The organism is Pseudoxanthomonas sp. PXM01 (assembly GCF_014851815.1).
GTDB lineage: Bacteria > Pseudomonadota > Gammaproteobacteria > Xanthomonadales > Xanthomonadaceae > Pseudoxanthomonas_A.
On the sequence record NZ_JACVAJ010000001.1, the window covers coordinates 629637 to 644531 of the forward strand.

The 14895-nt window shown below is 69.5% G+C and carries 16 protein-coding genes; 12 read left to right on the forward strand and 4 right to left on the reverse strand.

Annotated elements, in window-relative coordinates:
• Nucleotides 1-108 precede the first annotated feature (108 nt).
• On the forward strand, nt 109-942 hold the full coding sequence (locus tag IB230_RS02820) for a class I SAM-dependent methyltransferase (protein ID WP_192268518.1): 834 nt from the start codon (nt 109-111) through the stop codon (nt 940-942).
• A gap of 2 nt (nt 943-944) precedes the next feature.
• The gene (locus IB230_RS02825) at nt 945-1769 is read left to right on the forward strand and encodes a class I SAM-dependent methyltransferase (protein WP_192268520.1); all 825 of its coding nucleotides are present in this window, start codon (nt 945-947) and stop codon (nt 1767-1769) included.
• Between the two features lie 16 nt (nt 1770-1785).
• On the opposite strand, the gene IB230_RS02830 is transcribed toward IB230_RS02825, so the two are convergent.
• Nucleotides 1786-2913 (reverse strand): alpha/beta hydrolase, encoded by a 1128-nt coding sequence (locus IB230_RS02830; RefSeq protein WP_225589154.1) that lies wholly within the window; start codon nt 2911-2913, stop codon nt 1786-1788.
• A 342-nt stretch (nt 2914-3255) separates the two neighbouring features.
• On the opposite strand from IB230_RS02830, the gene IB230_RS02835 reads away from it, so the two are divergent.
• From IB230_RS02835 to IB230_RS02855, 5 genes are all read left to right on the forward strand, one after another.
• Nucleotides 3256-3417 carry a hypothetical protein gene (locus tag IB230_RS02835; RefSeq protein WP_192268524.1) on the forward strand — a complete coding sequence of 54 codons (162 nt, stop codon included), beginning with the start codon at nt 3256-3258 and terminating at the stop codon, nt 3415-3417.
• Complete coding sequence (locus IB230_RS02840) at nt 3414-3884, forward strand: YaiI/YqxD family protein (RefSeq protein ID WP_192268526.1); 471 nt, start codon at nt 3414-3416, stop codon at nt 3882-3884. Before IB230_RS02835 ends, IB230_RS02840 begins: the two co-directional genes overlap by 4 nt.
• A gap of 7 nt (nt 3885-3891) precedes the next feature.
• Complete coding sequence (locus IB230_RS02845; protein ID WP_192268528.1) at nt 3892-4212, forward strand: DUF6122 family protein; 321 nt, start codon at nt 3892-3894, stop codon at nt 4210-4212.
• A gap of 80 nt (nt 4213-4292) precedes the next feature.
• Nucleotides 4293-4511: a DUF6522 family protein gene (locus IB230_RS02850; protein ID WP_192268530.1), complete on the forward strand. Its 219-nt coding sequence runs from the start codon at nt 4293-4295 to the stop codon at nt 4509-4511.
• A gap of 234 nt (nt 4512-4745) precedes the next feature.
• The gene (locus IB230_RS02855; RefSeq protein WP_192271235.1) at nt 4746-5084 is read left to right on the forward strand and encodes a YkgJ family cysteine cluster protein; all 339 of its coding nucleotides are present in this window, start codon (nt 4746-4748) and stop codon (nt 5082-5084) included.
• A gap of 17 nt (nt 5085-5101) precedes the next feature.
• Here the strand turns inward: IB230_RS02855 and IB230_RS02860 are convergent, their stop codons facing one another.
• Both IB230_RS02860 and IB230_RS02865 read right to left on the reverse strand, forming a co-directional pair.
• Complete coding sequence (locus IB230_RS02860; RefSeq protein WP_192268532.1) at nt 5102-5464, reverse strand: hypothetical protein; 363 nt, start codon at nt 5462-5464, stop codon at nt 5102-5104.
• A gap of 148 nt (nt 5465-5612) precedes the next feature.
• Nucleotides 5613-6662 (reverse strand): LD-carboxypeptidase, encoded by a 1050-nt coding sequence (locus IB230_RS02865; RefSeq protein ID WP_192268534.1) that lies wholly within the window; start codon nt 6660-6662, stop codon nt 5613-5615.
• 145 nt (nt 6663-6807) lie between these two features.
• Here IB230_RS02865 and IB230_RS02870 point away from each other — a divergent pair, with 145 nt between their 5' ends.
• The 3 genes from IB230_RS02870 (at nt 6808) to IB230_RS02880 (ending at nt 9634) form a co-directional block, all read left to right on the forward strand.
• Nucleotides 6808-8334: a hypothetical protein gene (locus IB230_RS02870; RefSeq protein WP_192268535.1), complete on the forward strand. Its 1527-nt coding sequence runs from the start codon at nt 6808-6810 to the stop codon at nt 8332-8334.
• A 119-nt stretch (nt 8335-8453) separates the two neighbouring features.
• Nucleotides 8454-9071 carry a dihydrofolate reductase family protein gene (locus IB230_RS02875; protein WP_192268537.1) on the forward strand — a complete coding sequence of 206 codons (618 nt, stop codon included), beginning with the start codon at nt 8454-8456 and terminating at the stop codon, nt 9069-9071.
• A gap of 83 nt (nt 9072-9154) precedes the next feature.
• Nucleotides 9155-9634 (forward strand): VOC family protein, encoded by a 480-nt coding sequence (locus tag IB230_RS02880; protein ID WP_192268539.1) that lies wholly within the window; start codon nt 9155-9157, stop codon nt 9632-9634.
• A 9-nt stretch (nt 9635-9643) separates the two neighbouring features.
• On the opposite strand, the gene IB230_RS02885 is transcribed toward IB230_RS02880, so the two are convergent.
• Nucleotides 9644-10723, reverse strand: coding sequence for a helix-turn-helix domain-containing protein (locus IB230_RS02885; RefSeq protein WP_192268540.1), 1080 nt, complete (start codon nt 10721-10723; stop codon nt 9644-9646).
• Nucleotides 10724-10965: 242 nt separating this feature from the next.
• Here IB230_RS02885 and IB230_RS02890 point away from each other — a divergent pair, with 242 nt between their 5' ends.
• Both IB230_RS02890 and IB230_RS02895 read left to right on the forward strand, forming a co-directional pair.
• Nucleotides 10966-11769, forward strand: a complete 804-nt coding sequence (locus IB230_RS02890; protein ID WP_192268542.1) for a DUF2306 domain-containing protein — start codon at nt 10966-10968, stop codon at nt 11767-11769.
• Between the two features lie 157 nt (nt 11770-11926).
• On the forward strand, nt 11927-14824 hold the full coding sequence (locus IB230_RS02895; RefSeq protein WP_192268550.1) for a two-component regulator propeller domain-containing protein: 2898 nt from the start codon (nt 11927-11929) through the stop codon (nt 14822-14824).
• The last annotated feature ends 71 nt before the right edge of the window (nt 14825-14895 follow it).

Consider the following 14895-nt stretch of genomic DNA (forward strand, 5'->3'; position numbering starts at 1 on the left):
GAATGTCCGGAATCGGCCAAGGACGCGCGGCCAGTTCAGGCAGACGCGGCGTCAGGACGCCGCAGCGAGCGGACGGCAATCTGCGCCTCCCCAACCGGAGTGCCCCTGATGAACGCTGTTCCCGCTTCCCTCCCCGCTTCCCCCGACCTGGCCTCGATCAAGCAGCGCCAGCAGGCCGCCTGGTCCAGCGGTAACTACGCCGTGGTCGGCACCACTTTGCAGATCGTCGGCGAGCAATTGGCCGAGGCTGTCGACCTGCGCTGGGACGAACGCGTCCTCGACGTCGCTGCCGGCAACGGCAACGCCACGCTGGCAGCCGCCCGCCGCGGCGGGCACGTGGTCTCCACCGACTACGTGCCCGCCCTGCTCGACCTGGGCCGTGCCCGCGCCGACGCGGAGCAGTTGCAGGTCGAGTTCCTGCCGGCGGATGCCGAAGCGCTGCCCTTCGCGGACGACCAGTTTGACGTGGTGCTGTCCACGTTCGGCGTGATGTTCACCCCCGACCATGCGCAGGCCGCAAACGAACTGCTGCGCGTCTGCCGTCCCGGTGGCCGCATCGGCCTGGCCAACTGGACGCCGGACGGCTTCATCGGCCAGATGTTCAAGGTGCTCGGCCGTCACCTGCCGCCGCCGGCCGGCGTGCAGCCGCCTTCGCTGTGGGGCACGCATGCGCACCTGCATGCGCTGTTCGGCGACCGCGTCAGCGCCATCTCGGCCACGCCACGCCTGTTCAACTTCCGCTACCGCTCGGCCGCGCATATGGTCGATGTGTTCCGCACCTGGTACGGCCCGGTGCAGAAAGCCTTCCTCGCGCTGCCGCCAGAGCGCGCTGCGGAACTGGAAAACGACCTGATCGCGCTGATGGAGCGCATGCGCACGGGAAGTGGCGATGGCCTGGTCGTGCCCAGCGAATACCTGGAAATCGTGGTCACGCGCCGGTGAACATGCAGGCGAAACTGCAGCGGCGCATCCAGCGTTACGGCTGGGACCTGGCCGCGAGCCGCTATGAGGTGTTGTGGGAAGCCTCGCTTTCGGAGGCGCATCGCCGCCTGCTGGACCTTGCCGCGCCGGCGCGCGGCGAGGCCGTGCTCGACGTGGCGTGCGGCACCGGCGTGATCGCCCTGGCGGCCGCGCGCAAGGTCGGTCCCACCGGCCGCGTGCTCGGCACCGACATCTCCGAGCGCATGGTGGAACAGGCCACGCAACGTGCATGGGAGCAGGACGTGGCCAACGCCACGTTTGCCCGCATGGACGGCGAGCAACTCGACGCGCCAGCCGGCAGCTTCGATGTGGCGTATTGCGCGCTCGGACTGATGTACATGCCCGATCCCGGGCAGGCGATGCGCGAAATCCACCGGCTGCTGCGTCCCGGCGGCCGTGTGGCGATCGCCGTGTGGGGCCAGCGTGCCCGTTGCGGCTGGTCGTCGATCTTCCCGATCGTCGACGAGGAAGTCGCCAGCGAGGTCTGTCCGATGTTCTTCCAGCTCGGCCACGCCGGCATGCTGGATGACCTGTGCGCACGTACGGGTTTCGTCGACGTGCAGGAGCAGCGCGTCGACGCCGTGCTGAGCTACGCCAGCGGCGAGGAAGCCTGCGATGCCGCCTTCGTCGGTGGTCCCGTGGCGATGGCCTGGTCGCGCTTCGACGCGCCCACGCGCCGGCGCGTGCAGGCACGCTACCTGCGCGCGATCGCGCCCTGGCGCTGCGGCACGGGCTATCGCATGCCGGGGGAATTCGTGGTGGCCGTGGCGCGCAAGCCGCTGCGGTGACGCCGGGCTTCCGGCATCACGGCGGCGGCAGGATCTTCCAGAACATGCCGGTGCCCAGCTTCACCGACTGCAGCGGTTTGCGCTGCGCGGCGGGCTGGTTGGCGCGGAACATCTCGCGGATGTCGCCCATCACCTTGTCCGACTCCATGAAATAGGAATGGGCCAGCATGCTCTGGTCAACGCCGGATACGTCGATGGTGTCGACGCCGCCGACCAGCACCACGCCCTCGCTGGTGTCGCCGGCCCGCGGCCCGCGGTTCACCTGCTTGGACGCCTTCAGCGCCATGTCTTCGGACGAGGCGTACAGCGTCACCCGGCCACTGGCCGCACTCAGCGCCGGCGCCAGCTCGGTGCGGAATACCTTGGCGTCGATGTCAGGCGCCGCCAGGATGATGCCGCGGAAGCGCCCGCGCAGTTCGGGCCGCTTCGTCACCAGGTTGCGGATGGCCTGGGTGACGCCACGCGTGCCCATGCTGTGGCCGATGACGTACAGGTTCTGCGCGCCGGAGCGGTCCGCCATGTCGGCCAGGAACCCTTCGATCAGCGGCACCGAGCGCGCGATGCTCTGCTCGTCGGTGAAGTAGCCTGCCAGCGCCGCCTGCGACGGCCAGCTGTAGAACACCGGCGCACCATCGAAACGCAGGTCGTACGCCAGCTGCGCGGTGCGCCGCGCCGCGTCGCGGAAGCCGACGTTGTAGCCGTGCACGAACACGAAGGCATTGCTGCCGCGCGACTCGTCCACGCGTCCCCGCAGGCGGGCGAAGAACGGTGCCCGGTCCAGCCGCGCCACGTCCTGCAGGATGACGTGCTGCTTCGGATCTTCCTTGAACTCCAGCAGGTACCAGCGCGGGGATTCCAGTTCGCCCGCCACGTGCACCTTGGGAATGCTGATGCGCGCGGTGCCGTAGGTCAGCTCGCGCGCGACACCGGCGGTGAAGCGGTCGCCCGGCGCGGCGGTCGCGAAGGCGGTCGCAGGCATGCGGTTGGTGGCGTAGAACACATCGACGTTGACGAAGTCCGCCTTGGGCGGCGGCGTTACTCGCGGGGTCGGCGGCGGCGTACCGGTCGGCGGCGGCGGAGGTGGTGGTGGCGGCGGAGGGGGTGGCGGCAACGCCGGTACATCGTCCGGCGGAGGCGGCGGCATTTCCCTTACCTTCTTCGAACAGCCGGCCAGCAGCAACGCCACCATTACCAGGCAAAGAATCCGCCGCATCGATCACCCCGTGGAAGACGCCATGGACGCCCTTTCCCCGGGACGCCCGACGCCCGCGATGGTAGCGCAGCGCCCGCACCGTCCACGAGCGTCGCCCACCGCGCCGAAAGGCCCCAGCAGCCGGCGTCACGCAGGGTCGGCAGCACCCGGACACACCCGGAAAGCCGCTCATGGGCGACGTGCCGCAGGACACCCGCGTGGAAGCCGGCTATCGTGTAGGCCTTGGCGCCCGGCCTTTTCCGGCGCCCACCCCTCATTACAGGACCCCCCAGCATGGCCAAACCCAATTATTCGTTCGAGAAGCGCCAGCGCGAGCTGGCCAAGAAGAAGAAGAAGGACGAGAAGGACGCCAGGAAGCGTGCCGAACGCGACGCCGGCCGCGCCGACGGTGCCCCCGAGGCACCGGAATCCGAGTCCGACACCGCACCGGAATGACAGACGGTGGGGCCCCCGCCACCCAGGTCTGGGTGGATGCCGATGCCTGCCCCGCGCCGGTGAAGGACATCCTGTTCCGCGCCGCCGAGCGCGCCCGGGTGCAGGTCACGCTGGTCGCCAACCAGTGGCTGCGCACCCCTCCCTCACGCTTCATCCGCGCCCTGCAGGTCCAGGGTGGCTACGACGTGGCCGACGACGCCATCGTCGAACGCGCGCAGGCCGGCGACCTGGTGGTCACCCAGGACATCCCGCTGGCGGCGCGCGTGCTGGCCAAGGGCGCGCAGGCGATCAATCCGCGCGGCGACCGGTTCACCCCCGACAACATCGCCGAGCGCCTGTCGATGCGGAACTTCATGGACGAACTGCGCGGCGCAGGCGTGCAGACCGGCGGCCCGGCCGCGTTCAACGCGCGCGACCGCCAGGCCTTCGCCAACCAGCTCGACCGCTGGCTGGCCACGCACCCCTGAATCCGTCGTGCCCGATTTCGAGATCCGCGCCCCGCTCCACCTGCTGCTGCACGTCATCGTGCCGCTCGTGGTGGCGCGGCTGTGCTGGCCGAAGGACTGGAAGCGGGCGGCGCTGTGGATGCTGGCGGCATGGGTGATCGATCTCGACCACCTGCTCGCCGATCCCATCTACGCGCCCGGACGCTGCAGCATCGGTTTCCATCCATTGCACACGTGGCCGGCGGTCGTGGTCTACGCCGGACTCGCGCTGCCGAGGAAGACCCGCTGGTTCGGTATCGGCCTGCTGATCCACATCGCGCTGGACGGGATCGATTGCCTGCTGATGTAGGGCGGTGCCGGCATGACCCAGGTCAAGGCATGGCAGCGACGGACGCCGCATCCTCTCCGCCGTCCTCCCCGGAGCACCGTATGTCCACTCCAGTCCTCGACATCGAAGGCGCGCTGGTCGCGCGAGCCCTGTCGCTGGACGTGACCGACTTCCGTCGCCTGATGGACACCGGCAAGGTCACCGTGCTGTGCGAACGCGGCACCGGCGACGACAGCGGCTGCTACCGCGCGAGCTTCTACCATGCCGGCCAGCGGGCGCGCTTCGTACGCGGTCGCAGCGGCCAGTGGCGACCCGCCTGATCGCAGGTACTTCCCGCGCACCGATACGCGCTGCCTGACCGGGCCGTTCAGTTCGGGCCGCGTTCGTGCGCCCGATCACGTAGGATGGCCCCGCTTCACCGTCCTGCGTCCCGTCCGACCGCTCTCCTGTCGCCCGCTGCGCTGTTCTCCACGCGTCCCTCCCGGGGCGCCTCGCCAGGAGCGCTCCATGCCGGCTCGTCGGTCCCGCCCCTTCCACGACATTCCTGTGCCGCCATCCCGGCCGCTGTGCTGCGGAACGGTCGCGTGAACGCCGTCGCCGTCCCGCTGTGCGAACGCTGCGATGCCGTGTGCTGCCGGCTGACCGTGGTGCTGCAGCCCGAAGACCGCATTCCCTCGCACCTGACCACGCATACCGATGCCGGTCTGCACGTGATGGCCCGCGACGAGGAAGGCTGGTGCGTGGCCATCGACGCGGCACGCATGTGCTGCTCCATCTACGAGACACGGCCGGAGACCTGCCGTCGCTTCGTCATGTCCGGTCCTTACTGCCGCGATGTGCGCGCCGATTACATCGACCGCACGTCGCGCGGCATTCCGCTGACGCTGTACTGACACGACATCGCGTGGTATCAGCCACCCGGCATCCTCACGAACAGCGGCACGGCACCCACGTCCTGGAAGCCGCGGGCGGCCAGCACACCGGCGAGGTGCTCGCTGGCGCCATGCAGGCAGATGACCGCGGACGGTTGCGCGATGGACAGCAACGGCGTGACCGCGGCGATGGCGGCTTCGTCGTGGTCGTCCCAGGCGAGGATCGCGAGATTGCCAAGGGGATGGGGTTCACCCGAGATCAGGCGGAACCAGTCCGCATCGGCCACCCCGCCCTGCGGTTGCATGGCCAGCCGCCACAGGTGGTCGAGGTGGCCGGCGACACGCGCGCCGATCGTGTCGGCGCAGGCCGCGATCGACACGACGGGAGGCGATGACGGCATGGCGGGATTCCCTGCATGCGAAGCGAACGCTCAGCGCACGACCGCACACCGTGGGTGCGGCCCGCCGTGATGCCGATCGCCTCGAGGACCCCCTGCATCCCGATAGTCACACTGCCCAGCCCGGGACACAAGCCGGGACCGACCGGCGTCAGCTGGCGAACACCGGCTCCAGCATCCGGAACGTGCCCGCATCCGCATCCATCTCGACCTTGCCGCCGACCGGGACGATGAACTGCTGGCGGATGTGGCCGATCATCGCGCCGCGATAGACCGGCACCTTCAACGGCGTGAAGTAGTCGTCGAAGATCTGCGGCAGCGTCAGCGAGCCGTAGCCGCCGCCGGGATCGCAGTCGGTGCATTCGCCGAAGATGATGCCCTTCACCTTGTCCAGCGCGCCCATCAGCCGCAGCGTGCTGAGCATGCGGTCGATGCGGTACGGCGCCTCGGATACGTCTTCGAGGAACAGGATCTTGCCGCTGAAGTCCGGCAGGTACGGCGAGCCGGCGAGCGCCGTGAGCACGGTCAGGTTGCCGCCCACCAGTTCGCCCTGCGCCTTGCCGCCGGTGATGGTGACGGTGCGGTTGCGTCGCTGCACGAGTTCGTCGCCCTTGTCGGCGCTGTTCGCGTACTGCATCCGTTCGCGCTGGAAGAATACGCGGCGGAACTGGTCGGCATTGAACGTATTCCAGCTGCCGATGCCGATGGGACCGTGGAAGCTGACCAGCCCGGCCTGGGACAGCAGCGCGTTGTGCAGCGCGGTGATGTCGGAGTAGCCGAGCAGGATCTTCGGGTTGCGACGGATCGCCGCGTAGTCGAGCAGCGGAAGCAGGCGCGCGGCACCGGAACCGCCGCGAGCGCAGACGATCGCCTTCACCTCGCGGTCGGCGAACATCGCGTTGAGATCCCCGGCCCGTTGCGCGTCGGTGCCGGCAAGGTGTCCGTAGCGGGATGCCAGGTGCGGCGCCACCTTGACCTTCAGGCCCATCGCTTCCATCGCTTCCTGCGCGAGCTGCAGGTCGAACGGCTCGTCGGTGGCGCCCGACGGACTCACCAGCGCGACCGTGTCGCCGGGATTCAGCGCCGGCGGCAACAGGCGCGATCGCGGGGTCGCCGCCGACGCCGTGGAGCCGAGCGCGAACGGTACGGTGGACGCAGCGGCCATCAGTGCCGCACTGCCAAGGAAATGTCGCCTGTTCATGCCACCTCGATTGGACATCGCATGGATCGGAGCTTCATCCTAACCGCTGCGGACCGGTGGACGCATGCACGGCCTGTGTCCTTCGGACGCCGGCTTTGTCGTGAACCTCTGATAATCATGCGATGACACGAAGGGAGGGAAGCCCATGGCCAGGATCCAGCGGCCGTTCTATCCGATCATCTATGTGCGCGGCTATGCGATGACCCGCGACGAGGTGATCCAGACCACCTCCACGCCCTACATGGGCTTCGAGGCCGGTTCGACCAAGATCCGCCAGGCGCAGGACGGGCGCATCGTGAAGTTCGTGTTCGAGTCGCCGCTGGTGCGGTTGATGAAGGATTACGACTACCGCGACACCTATGCCGCCGGTGCCGAGAACGCCGGCAAGCTGTCGCCGCGCAGCATCGTGATCCATCGTTACTACGACGCGGCCGATCCTGCGTTCGGCGACGGCAAGGCGCTGTCGATCCCCGAGGCCGCCAAGGCGCTGGCCGCGCGCATCGTCGACCTGCGCGAACGCATCTGCGGCAACAACGAGGCCGACCGCAAGGCGTTCCGCGTCTACCTCGTCGCGCACTCGATGGGCGGCCTGATCTGCCGCTGCCTGCTGCAGAACCCCGACGTCGCCACCGCCGAGGTGCGCGGACTGGTGGACAAGGTGTTCACCTACGCCACCCCGCACAACGGCATCGAGGTCGGCGGCATCAACGTGCCCAGCCTGCTGTCGATCAACGACATGAACAACTTCAACCGCGGGGTGATGGCCAAGTACCTCAAGGTGCCCAAGGACAAGGTCAACACGCTCGGCGATTCCGGCTTCCCGCCGGAGCGCTTCTTCAGCCTGGTCGGCACCAACAGCCGCGACTACGCCGTCGCCCACGGGCTGTCCGCGATGGCCGCCGGGCAGATGAGCGACGGTCTGGTGCGGATCGAGAACGCCTACGTCGCCAACAGTCCGCGCGCCTTCGTCAACCGCAGCCACAGCGGCTTCTTCGGCATCGTCAATTCCGAAGAGGGCTACCAGAACCTGTCGCGCTTCCTGTTCGGCGACCTCAGCGCCACCGCGCGGCTGGACATCACCGCGCTGCCGTTCCCGCCGGAGATCGAACAGGCGCGCAAGCGCGGCAAGAAGATCGCCTCCTCGTACTACATCGAGACCACGGTGGCGCCGCGCGGCGCCTACACCTACGACCTGACCTCGCGCACCAAGGCGCACGAGAGCGCCGTGCGGCGCGAGTACGCGGAGCTGTTCGACCAGGACGGCAACCTGATCCGCAACGCCCGCGCACCCACGCTGTTCTCGGTCTACCTGGACAGTTCGAAGATCACCGCCGGCAGCGAAGTGTCGTTCTCGATCGACCTGGCCGTATCGACCGCCGGTTACGAAGTGGACGGTGCGCTGTTCCTCAAGCAGCACATCCCCGGCGAGTTCCTGTTCCGCGACACCCTGGTGCTGTTCGCCAAGCGCAACGACGACGGTACCTGGGCGCTGCGCTATGTCTGGGCCGACGAACACTGGGCGACAGGGCCCAAGAACGCGGCCGAAGTCGCCCGCATGGGCAAGAAGGCCGTCGGCGTGGCGCAGACCGCGCCTACGCTGTTCGCGGTCCCGGTGGCGTCGAGCAAAGGCTTCCAGGCCCAGCTGAGCATTGCGCTGTCGCCCTGGGTGTAGGCGACGTCCCGTCCGCCCGGTGCCGCCGGCGGCCGGATCCGGCAGCCGTGTCGATTCCCTCCGTGCCCGTTCGTCGCAGGGTGGAGAGGCGGACCTGACGATCCGCCAGGAAGCACGACATGAGCAGACTCATCGCGGCCGTCATGGTCAGCCTCGACGGTGTCATGCAGGCCCCGGGCGGTCCGGACGAGGACACCAGCGGCGGCTTCGCCCACGGCGGCTGGGTGTGGCCGTACGCGGGTGAAGACGAGGCGATGGACGGCCTGTTCGCGCAGCCGTTCGCGCTGCTGCTGGGACGGCGCACCTACGACATCTTCGCCGGCTACTGGCCGCAGGTACCGAGCGACGCCCCGCATGGCGGCATCGCCGATGCCTTCAACGGCGCCACCAAGTACGTGGCCACCCACCATCCCGACACGCTCGCCTGGCGGCACAGCCATGCGCTCGGTGCGGACGTCGTTTCGGCGGTGCGCGCACTCAAGCATCGCGATGGGCCGGACCTGGTGACCCAGGGCAGCAGCGACGTGCTGCACCAGCTGCTGGCCAGCGATGTCGTCGACGAGCTGCGCCTGCTGACGTATCCGGTCCTGCTGGGGCGCGGCAAGCGCCTGTTCGACGACCGCACGCAGGCCGCGTCGTTCCGGCTGGCCGCCTCGCGTACCACGAAGACCGGCGTGATCGTCAGCCGCTATCTGCGCGACGGCGACGTGCGCACGGGTTCGTTCGTCGACGACTGATCGACGCAGCTTTCACCCGACGTTCCCATCGGGGCGGGATGATCGCCCCACCTTCTGTCCCTCATCCGATCCCGGAGACCACCATGACCCCGAAGAACACGATCTGCCTCTGGTACAACAACGACGCCGAGGAAGCGGCGAACTTCTACGCGAAGACCTTCGCCGACAGCGAGGTGAAGGCCGTACACCGCGCGCCGGGCGACTACCCGTCCGGCAAGGAAGGCGACGTGCTGACGGTGGAGTTCACCGTCTTCGGCATTCCGTGCATTGGCCTGAACGGCGGCGGTGCGTTCACGCACAGCGAGGCGTTCTCGTTCCAGATCGCCACCGACGACCAGGAAGAAACCGACCGCCTGTGGAACGCCATCGTCGGCAACGGCGGCCGCGAGAGCGCCTGCGGCTGGTGCAAGGACAAGTGGGGCCTGAACTGGCAGATCACCCCGCGCGTGCTGACCGACGCCATGGCGAACCCGGATCGCGCCGTCGCCAAGCGCGCGTTCGCCGCCATGATGACGATGCAGAAGATCGACGTCGCGAAGATCGAAGCCGCCGTGCGCGGCTGACAGGCACGGTCAGCGCTGCACCGACGGCAGCGCGGCTTCCGTTCCGGCGTCGGCGCCCGCCTGCGCCCGGCAGGCCGCGCGGTACGCGCTGGGCGTGCAGTCCATCGCCGCCTTGAACGCGCGGTTGAACGGACCCAGCGACGCGAAGCCCGCATCGCCGCTGATGTCGAGGATGCTGTCGGCCGCCTCCGGCTCCGCCAGCCGGCGGCAGGCGTAGGCGATGCGGTACCGGTTGACCAGCTGGTTGAAGTTCTTCTCGCCCAGCGCCTGCGTGATGAGCCGGCTCAATCGATGCTCCGGCACGCGCAACCGCCCGGCCAGGTCCAGCACCTTGAGTTCCGGTTCGCGGTAGACCTGCAGCACCTCCAGCTGGTGCTGCAGGGCGGCCGCCAGTCGCGCGTCCTCCGCCGTCAATGGACCCTGCGTGCGCGGTGCCGGCGCCGCGTCCTCCTGCGCTCCCGACGCTGCCGGCGGCGGGATCCGTGTCGCCAACGGAGCACGCCGGCGGTAGTGCAGCGCGACGTGGGTGAACAGTACGATCGCCAGGACGCACAGCGCGATCGCACCGGATCGCATAGCCGCGACGGCGGGCCACGCCTTGCCCAGCGCGCCGATCAGCGTCGCCGACAGCACGCAGCCGGCGAATACCGCCATGAACCCCAGACGCAGCCGGCGCTCGGCACGCGGCAACCGCGGCGACCAGCCGCGCAAGGCTTCCACGAAGGTCAGCACCAGCAGGCTGGAACTGGCCAGCGTCAGCAGACTGTCCAGCGCCGAGGCCCATGGCGACATCTCACCCTGTTCGCCAAGGCTGGCGACGCGATACCCCGCGATCAGCAGGGCGACACCGGCGGCTACGCCCACCTGCACACGGCCCACGCCACCCTCGCCGCGGAACAGCGCCCGCGACACCAGCCAGAATCCGTTGCAGGTCGCGCTGCCGCCGATGGCGACCGCCCACAGCATCCAGGTGGGTGCGCCGTGCATCCAGGGCGACATCAGCGACAGCGCCATCGAGCCGCTGACGACCGCGAACAGCACCTCGGCGTCGCGCCGGGAGCGCTGCGCCAGCAGGACCAGCAAGGACATCGTCGCCACTGCGACCGCGACTCCCGTCGCCACTGCCTGCCACCGGTGCATCGCGTCGCCCTCCCGTGTTCCTGCGACAGCGTCGACGACCGGCCTGTCATCGGCAAGCGCCATCGGTCATGCCCTACCCGGGCGTGAACGACGATTTTCCATCGCCGATCCGGCTGGCCGAATCGCAAATCGGCGGGACGCGCGTTCTGGCGGTCGCCATGGTGCGGGCTTTCCCTCCCAGGAGACATCACGTGAATGCTTCGCTTCGCCTGCCCTCGCCGCCGCGCCTGCTGTCTGCAGGTGCCACGTTCTGGTTCGTCACCGCCACGCTCGGACAACTGGCGTTCGTCGTCTTCATCGCCGCGTTCTTCGGCGGTGCGCTGGCCACGGGCGACCTCGCCGGACTCAACGCGAAGCCGCACGTCACCGGCTACGTGCCTGGCGATATCGTCGGCAACACCCAGTTCCTCGGCCATGCGGTGCTGGCCGGGTTGGTGACCTTTGCCGGCCTCTGGCAACTGGTGCCCGCGCTGCGCCGTCGCTGGCCCGCCGTGCACCGCTGGAACGGGCGTCTCTTCCTTGGCGTCGCGCTGGTGGTGACGCTCACCGGGTTCTGGCTGGTCTGGGTGCGCGGTTCACGCCTGGGCACCGGGAGCGACCTGTCGATCAGCCTCAACGGCCTGCTGATCCTCTGCTTCGCCGTGCTGGCCTGGCGCAGCGCCCTGCGCCGCGATGTCGCCACCCACCGCCGCCACGCCCTGCGCGCCTGGCTGCTGGTCAATGGCGTGTGGTTCCTGCGCATCGGCATCATGCTGGCCGGGCTGGTACTGACCCCGCTGGGGATCAAGATCGACTACCAGGGCGCGACCTTCATCCTGGTCAGCGTCGGCAGCTGGGTGGTGCCGCTCGCCGTGCTGGAACTGTATTTCCGTGCCGAGCGCTCACCCCATGCGTGGGTGAAGACCGCCATGGGCACCGCGCTGGGCCTGCTCGCCTTCGCCACCCTGGCTGGCAGCCTGGCCGCCGCGGCATTCATGTGGTGGCCGGTGCTGTAACGGGGGCAAGCTCAGCGGGGTGGCTTTGCCGCCGCAGGATCGCTGTCGGCACGTTGGGCGCGTTGTCAGCCCTCAATCCTCGGCGAACGCCGCCGTTATCGAGGTTACTGATAGCATGGCGCGCCACCGGTGGGGGGACCGATGCCCGGAATTCCGCATGTTCCTTGATGTGCGGCGCGCCAGCGCCCTGCTCGTCGCCGCGCTGTGCGCGCTCCTGCTGTTTCCCGTCCAGGCGCTGGAAGCGCGGCGGGCGATCGGCCAGTTCACCCATGTCTGGTACGAGAACGAGCTGCCGCAGGGCACGGTGCTGTCCATCGCGCAGCAGGCCGATGGCGCGATCTGGCTGGCCACCTACGGCGGGCTGGCACGACACAGCGGCGACGGCTTCGAGACCATCGACCCGCGCGTCGCGCCGGCGCTGAAGAGCTCGGCCATCACCGCCGTCAGCGCGGACCGCAAGGGCGGCCTGTGGGTCGGCACCCTCAACGGCGGCCTGTACCGCCGGCAGGGCCGCACGCTGGAGCCGGTACCGATGCCCGACGGCATCGACAGCGTGTTCGGCATCGTCGACGACACGGAGGGCGGCCTGTGGCTGACCACCAACGCCGGCGTGGCGCGGATGGCGAATGGAGCCCCGCGACTGCTGGGCGATGCCGACGGCTTCCCGCCGCGTGGCTTCTACCGGGCCATCGTCGCCGATCGCGCGGGCGGCATCTGGATCGCGGCGGACGGCGTCGGCGTCGTCCACTGGCACGACGGCCACGCGCGGCTCTACGACGAACGCGACGGTCTGCCCAGCAACGCGGTGTACAGCCTCACCGTCGATGCGTCCGGCGCGGCCTGGGTCGGCACGCAGGCAGGACCCGCGTTCTTCCGCGATGGTCGTTTCCACCGCGATCCGCGCGCCGCGGCGATCGACGGGAAGCGCATCTACAGCCTGTACGGCGACCGCGACGGCAACGTCTGGTTCGCACCGCTGGACGTGGGCCTGTGCCGCCTGACCACCGACACCTTCAGCTGCGACAACACCCTCGCCGGCCTGCAGGGCGAGACGGTGCGGTCGATGTTCGAAGACCGCGAAGGCAACCTGTGGATCGGCACCACCTCCAGCGGCCTGCACCGGCTCAGCCCGTCCAAGCTGGTCACGGTGACCGGGCAGATGGTCTCCAACGCGGTGCGCGCGGTGCACCAGGTGCCCGGTGGGCCGCTCTGGGTCGGCACCGACGGCGCCGGCTTGTCCCGTTACCAGGGGTCGGCCCTGCAGCCGGCGACCGACTACAACCGCCAGCTGCCCAGCCAGCTGGTGCGCGCCATCCTCTCCGACGCGCAGGGCCAGCTGTGGGTGGCCGGCACCGAAGGCGTCACCCGCTTCGACGCGCGCGGCCACGCCCGCAATTTCGGCCTGGCCGACGGCCTGCCGGGCACCATCGTGTTCGCCTTCGCCCCCGCTCGCCAGGGCGGCATGTGGACCGGCACGCTGCAGGGCGTGGCGCGCATCGACGGCAGCAAGGTCGACGTGGTGGAAGGCACCCGCGGCGACGACACCCGTGCCCTGTACGAAGATCCCGATGGCCGGCTGTGGATCGGCCTGCGCAGCGGCCTGCGTTGCCTGACCCGCGGCACCGTGGACACCTGCGGGACCGATGGCCTGCCCGGCACCAGCGTGTTCGCCTTCCGCCAGGCCGCCGACGGCAGCGTGTGGCTGGGCACCAGCGTGGGCATCATGCGCATCCGCGACGGCAAGGTCACCCGCTACCTGGAGCGCGCCGGCTTCCATGGCGATGCGGTGTTCGCCCTGCTCGACGACGGAAGCGGCAACCTCTGGTTCAGTTCGAACCGCGGCATCGGCCGGTTGGCCAAGGCCGGTTTCGCCGCGCTCGACCGTGGCGAGGTGCAGCAGCTCGCCCCGCACTGGTACGGCATCAGCGACGGCATGCTCAATGCGCAGGGCAACGGCGCGTCACAGACACCGGCGGACCGCAGCGAGGACGGCCGGCTCTGGTTCGGCACCGCCAAGGGCGTGGTGATCGTCGATCCGGACCGCATGCAGGGCAATCCGCAACCGCCACCGGTCTCGATCGAGCGCCTGCTGGTGGATGGCGTGGACCTGGATCCGCAACGCGCCGGCCGGCTCGGTCCAGGCGTGGAACGGCTGGAACTGCACTTCGCCGCGATGAGCTACGTGGCGCCCTCGGCCGTGCGCTACCGCTACCGGCTGGAAGGCTTCGACCGCGCCTGGAGCGAACCCGGCGCCGGCCGCGCCGCCTACTACACCAACCTGCCGCCCGGCGATTACGTGTTCCGGGTGATGGCCAGCAACAACGACGGCGTGTGGAACGAGGCCGGTGCGCAGTTGCGCTTCACCCTGCTGCCGCAGTGGCACCAGACCTGGTGGCTGCGCACGCTGGTGGCGCTGCTCGCTCTGGGCCTGCTCGGCGCACTCGTGCGGCGGCGCCTGCGCTCGGCGCGCGAGCGCGAACGTGCGCTGACCCACGAAGTGGCGGTGCGCACCGACGCCCTGCGCGAAGCCAATGCCCGGCTCGAACTGCTGGCCGCCAGCGATGCGCTCACCGGCATCGCCAACCGCCGCGAGTTCACCCGCCGCCTGCAGCTGGCCTGGGACGACCATGCCGAACGCGATGCGCCGCTGGCCGTGCTGCTGATCGACGTGGACGAGTTCAAGGCCTACAACGACAGCTACGGCCACCTCGGCGGCGATACCGCCTTGGCCACCCTCGCCACGCATCTGGCCGACAGCCTGCGCAGTGGCGACGACCTAGCCGCACGCTACGGCGGCGAAGAGTTCGCCGTGCTGCTGCCGGATTGCGACGCGGACTGTGCGCTCGCACTCGCGCGCCAGCTGGTGGCCGACGTGCAAGGCCTCGCCCTGCCCCACCGCGCCTCCAGCGTCGCCGATGTCGTCACCATCAGCATCGGCGCCGCCAGCCAGCGTCCGGCGCAGGGCGGCACACCGGATGCACTGCTGCACGTCGCCGATGCCGCGCTGTACTGCGCGAAGGCAGACGGCAGGAACCGGGCGTTGCCGGCGAAGTGATCGGCTCACGCGGATCGCCGTAGGGCGGGCCTTGGCCCGCCATCACGCATCACACACCAAATGCGGTGGGC

Coding starts and splice junctions, on each gene's coding strand:
- IB230_RS02820 (WP_192268518.1), top strand. CDS start 109: ATGAACGCTGTTCCCGCTTCCCTCCCCGCTTCCCCCGACCTGGCCTCG.
- IB230_RS02895 (WP_192268550.1), top strand. CDS start 11,927: ATGTTCCTTGATGTGCGGCGCGCCAGCGCCCTGCTCGTCGCCGCGCTG.
- IB230_RS02865 (WP_192268534.1), bottom strand. CDS start 6,662: ATGAACAGGCGACATTTCCTTGGCAGTGCGGCACTGATGGCCGCTGCG.
- IB230_RS02840 (WP_192268526.1), top strand. CDS start 3,414: ATGACAGACGGTGGGGCCCCCGCCACCCAGGTCTGGGTGGATGCCGAT.
- IB230_RS02860 (WP_192268532.1), bottom strand. CDS start 5,464: ATGCCGTCATCGCCTCCCGTCGTGTCGATCGCGGCCTGCGCCGACACG.
- IB230_RS02885 (WP_192268540.1), bottom strand. CDS start 10,723: ATGTCCTTGCTGGTCCTGCTGGCGCAGCGCTCCCGGCGCGACGCCGAG.
- IB230_RS02830 (WP_225589154.1), bottom strand. CDS start 2,913: ATGCCGCCGCCTCCGCCGGACGATGTACCGGCGTTGCCGCCACCCCCT.
- IB230_RS02825 (WP_192268520.1), top strand. CDS start 945: ATGCAGGCGAAACTGCAGCGGCGCATCCAGCGTTACGGCTGGGACCTG.
- IB230_RS02835 (WP_192268524.1), top strand. CDS start 3,256: ATGGCCAAACCCAATTATTCGTTCGAGAAGCGCCAGCGCGAGCTGGCC.
- IB230_RS02870 (WP_192268535.1), top strand. CDS start 6,808: ATGGCCAGGATCCAGCGGCCGTTCTATCCGATCATCTATGTGCGCGGC.
- IB230_RS02875 (WP_192268537.1), top strand. CDS start 8,454: ATGAGCAGACTCATCGCGGCCGTCATGGTCAGCCTCGACGGTGTCATG.
- IB230_RS02880 (WP_192268539.1), top strand. CDS start 9,155: ATGACCCCGAAGAACACGATCTGCCTCTGGTACAACAACGACGCCGAG.
- IB230_RS02850 (WP_192268530.1), top strand. CDS start 4,293: ATGTCCACTCCAGTCCTCGACATCGAAGGCGCGCTGGTCGCGCGAGCC.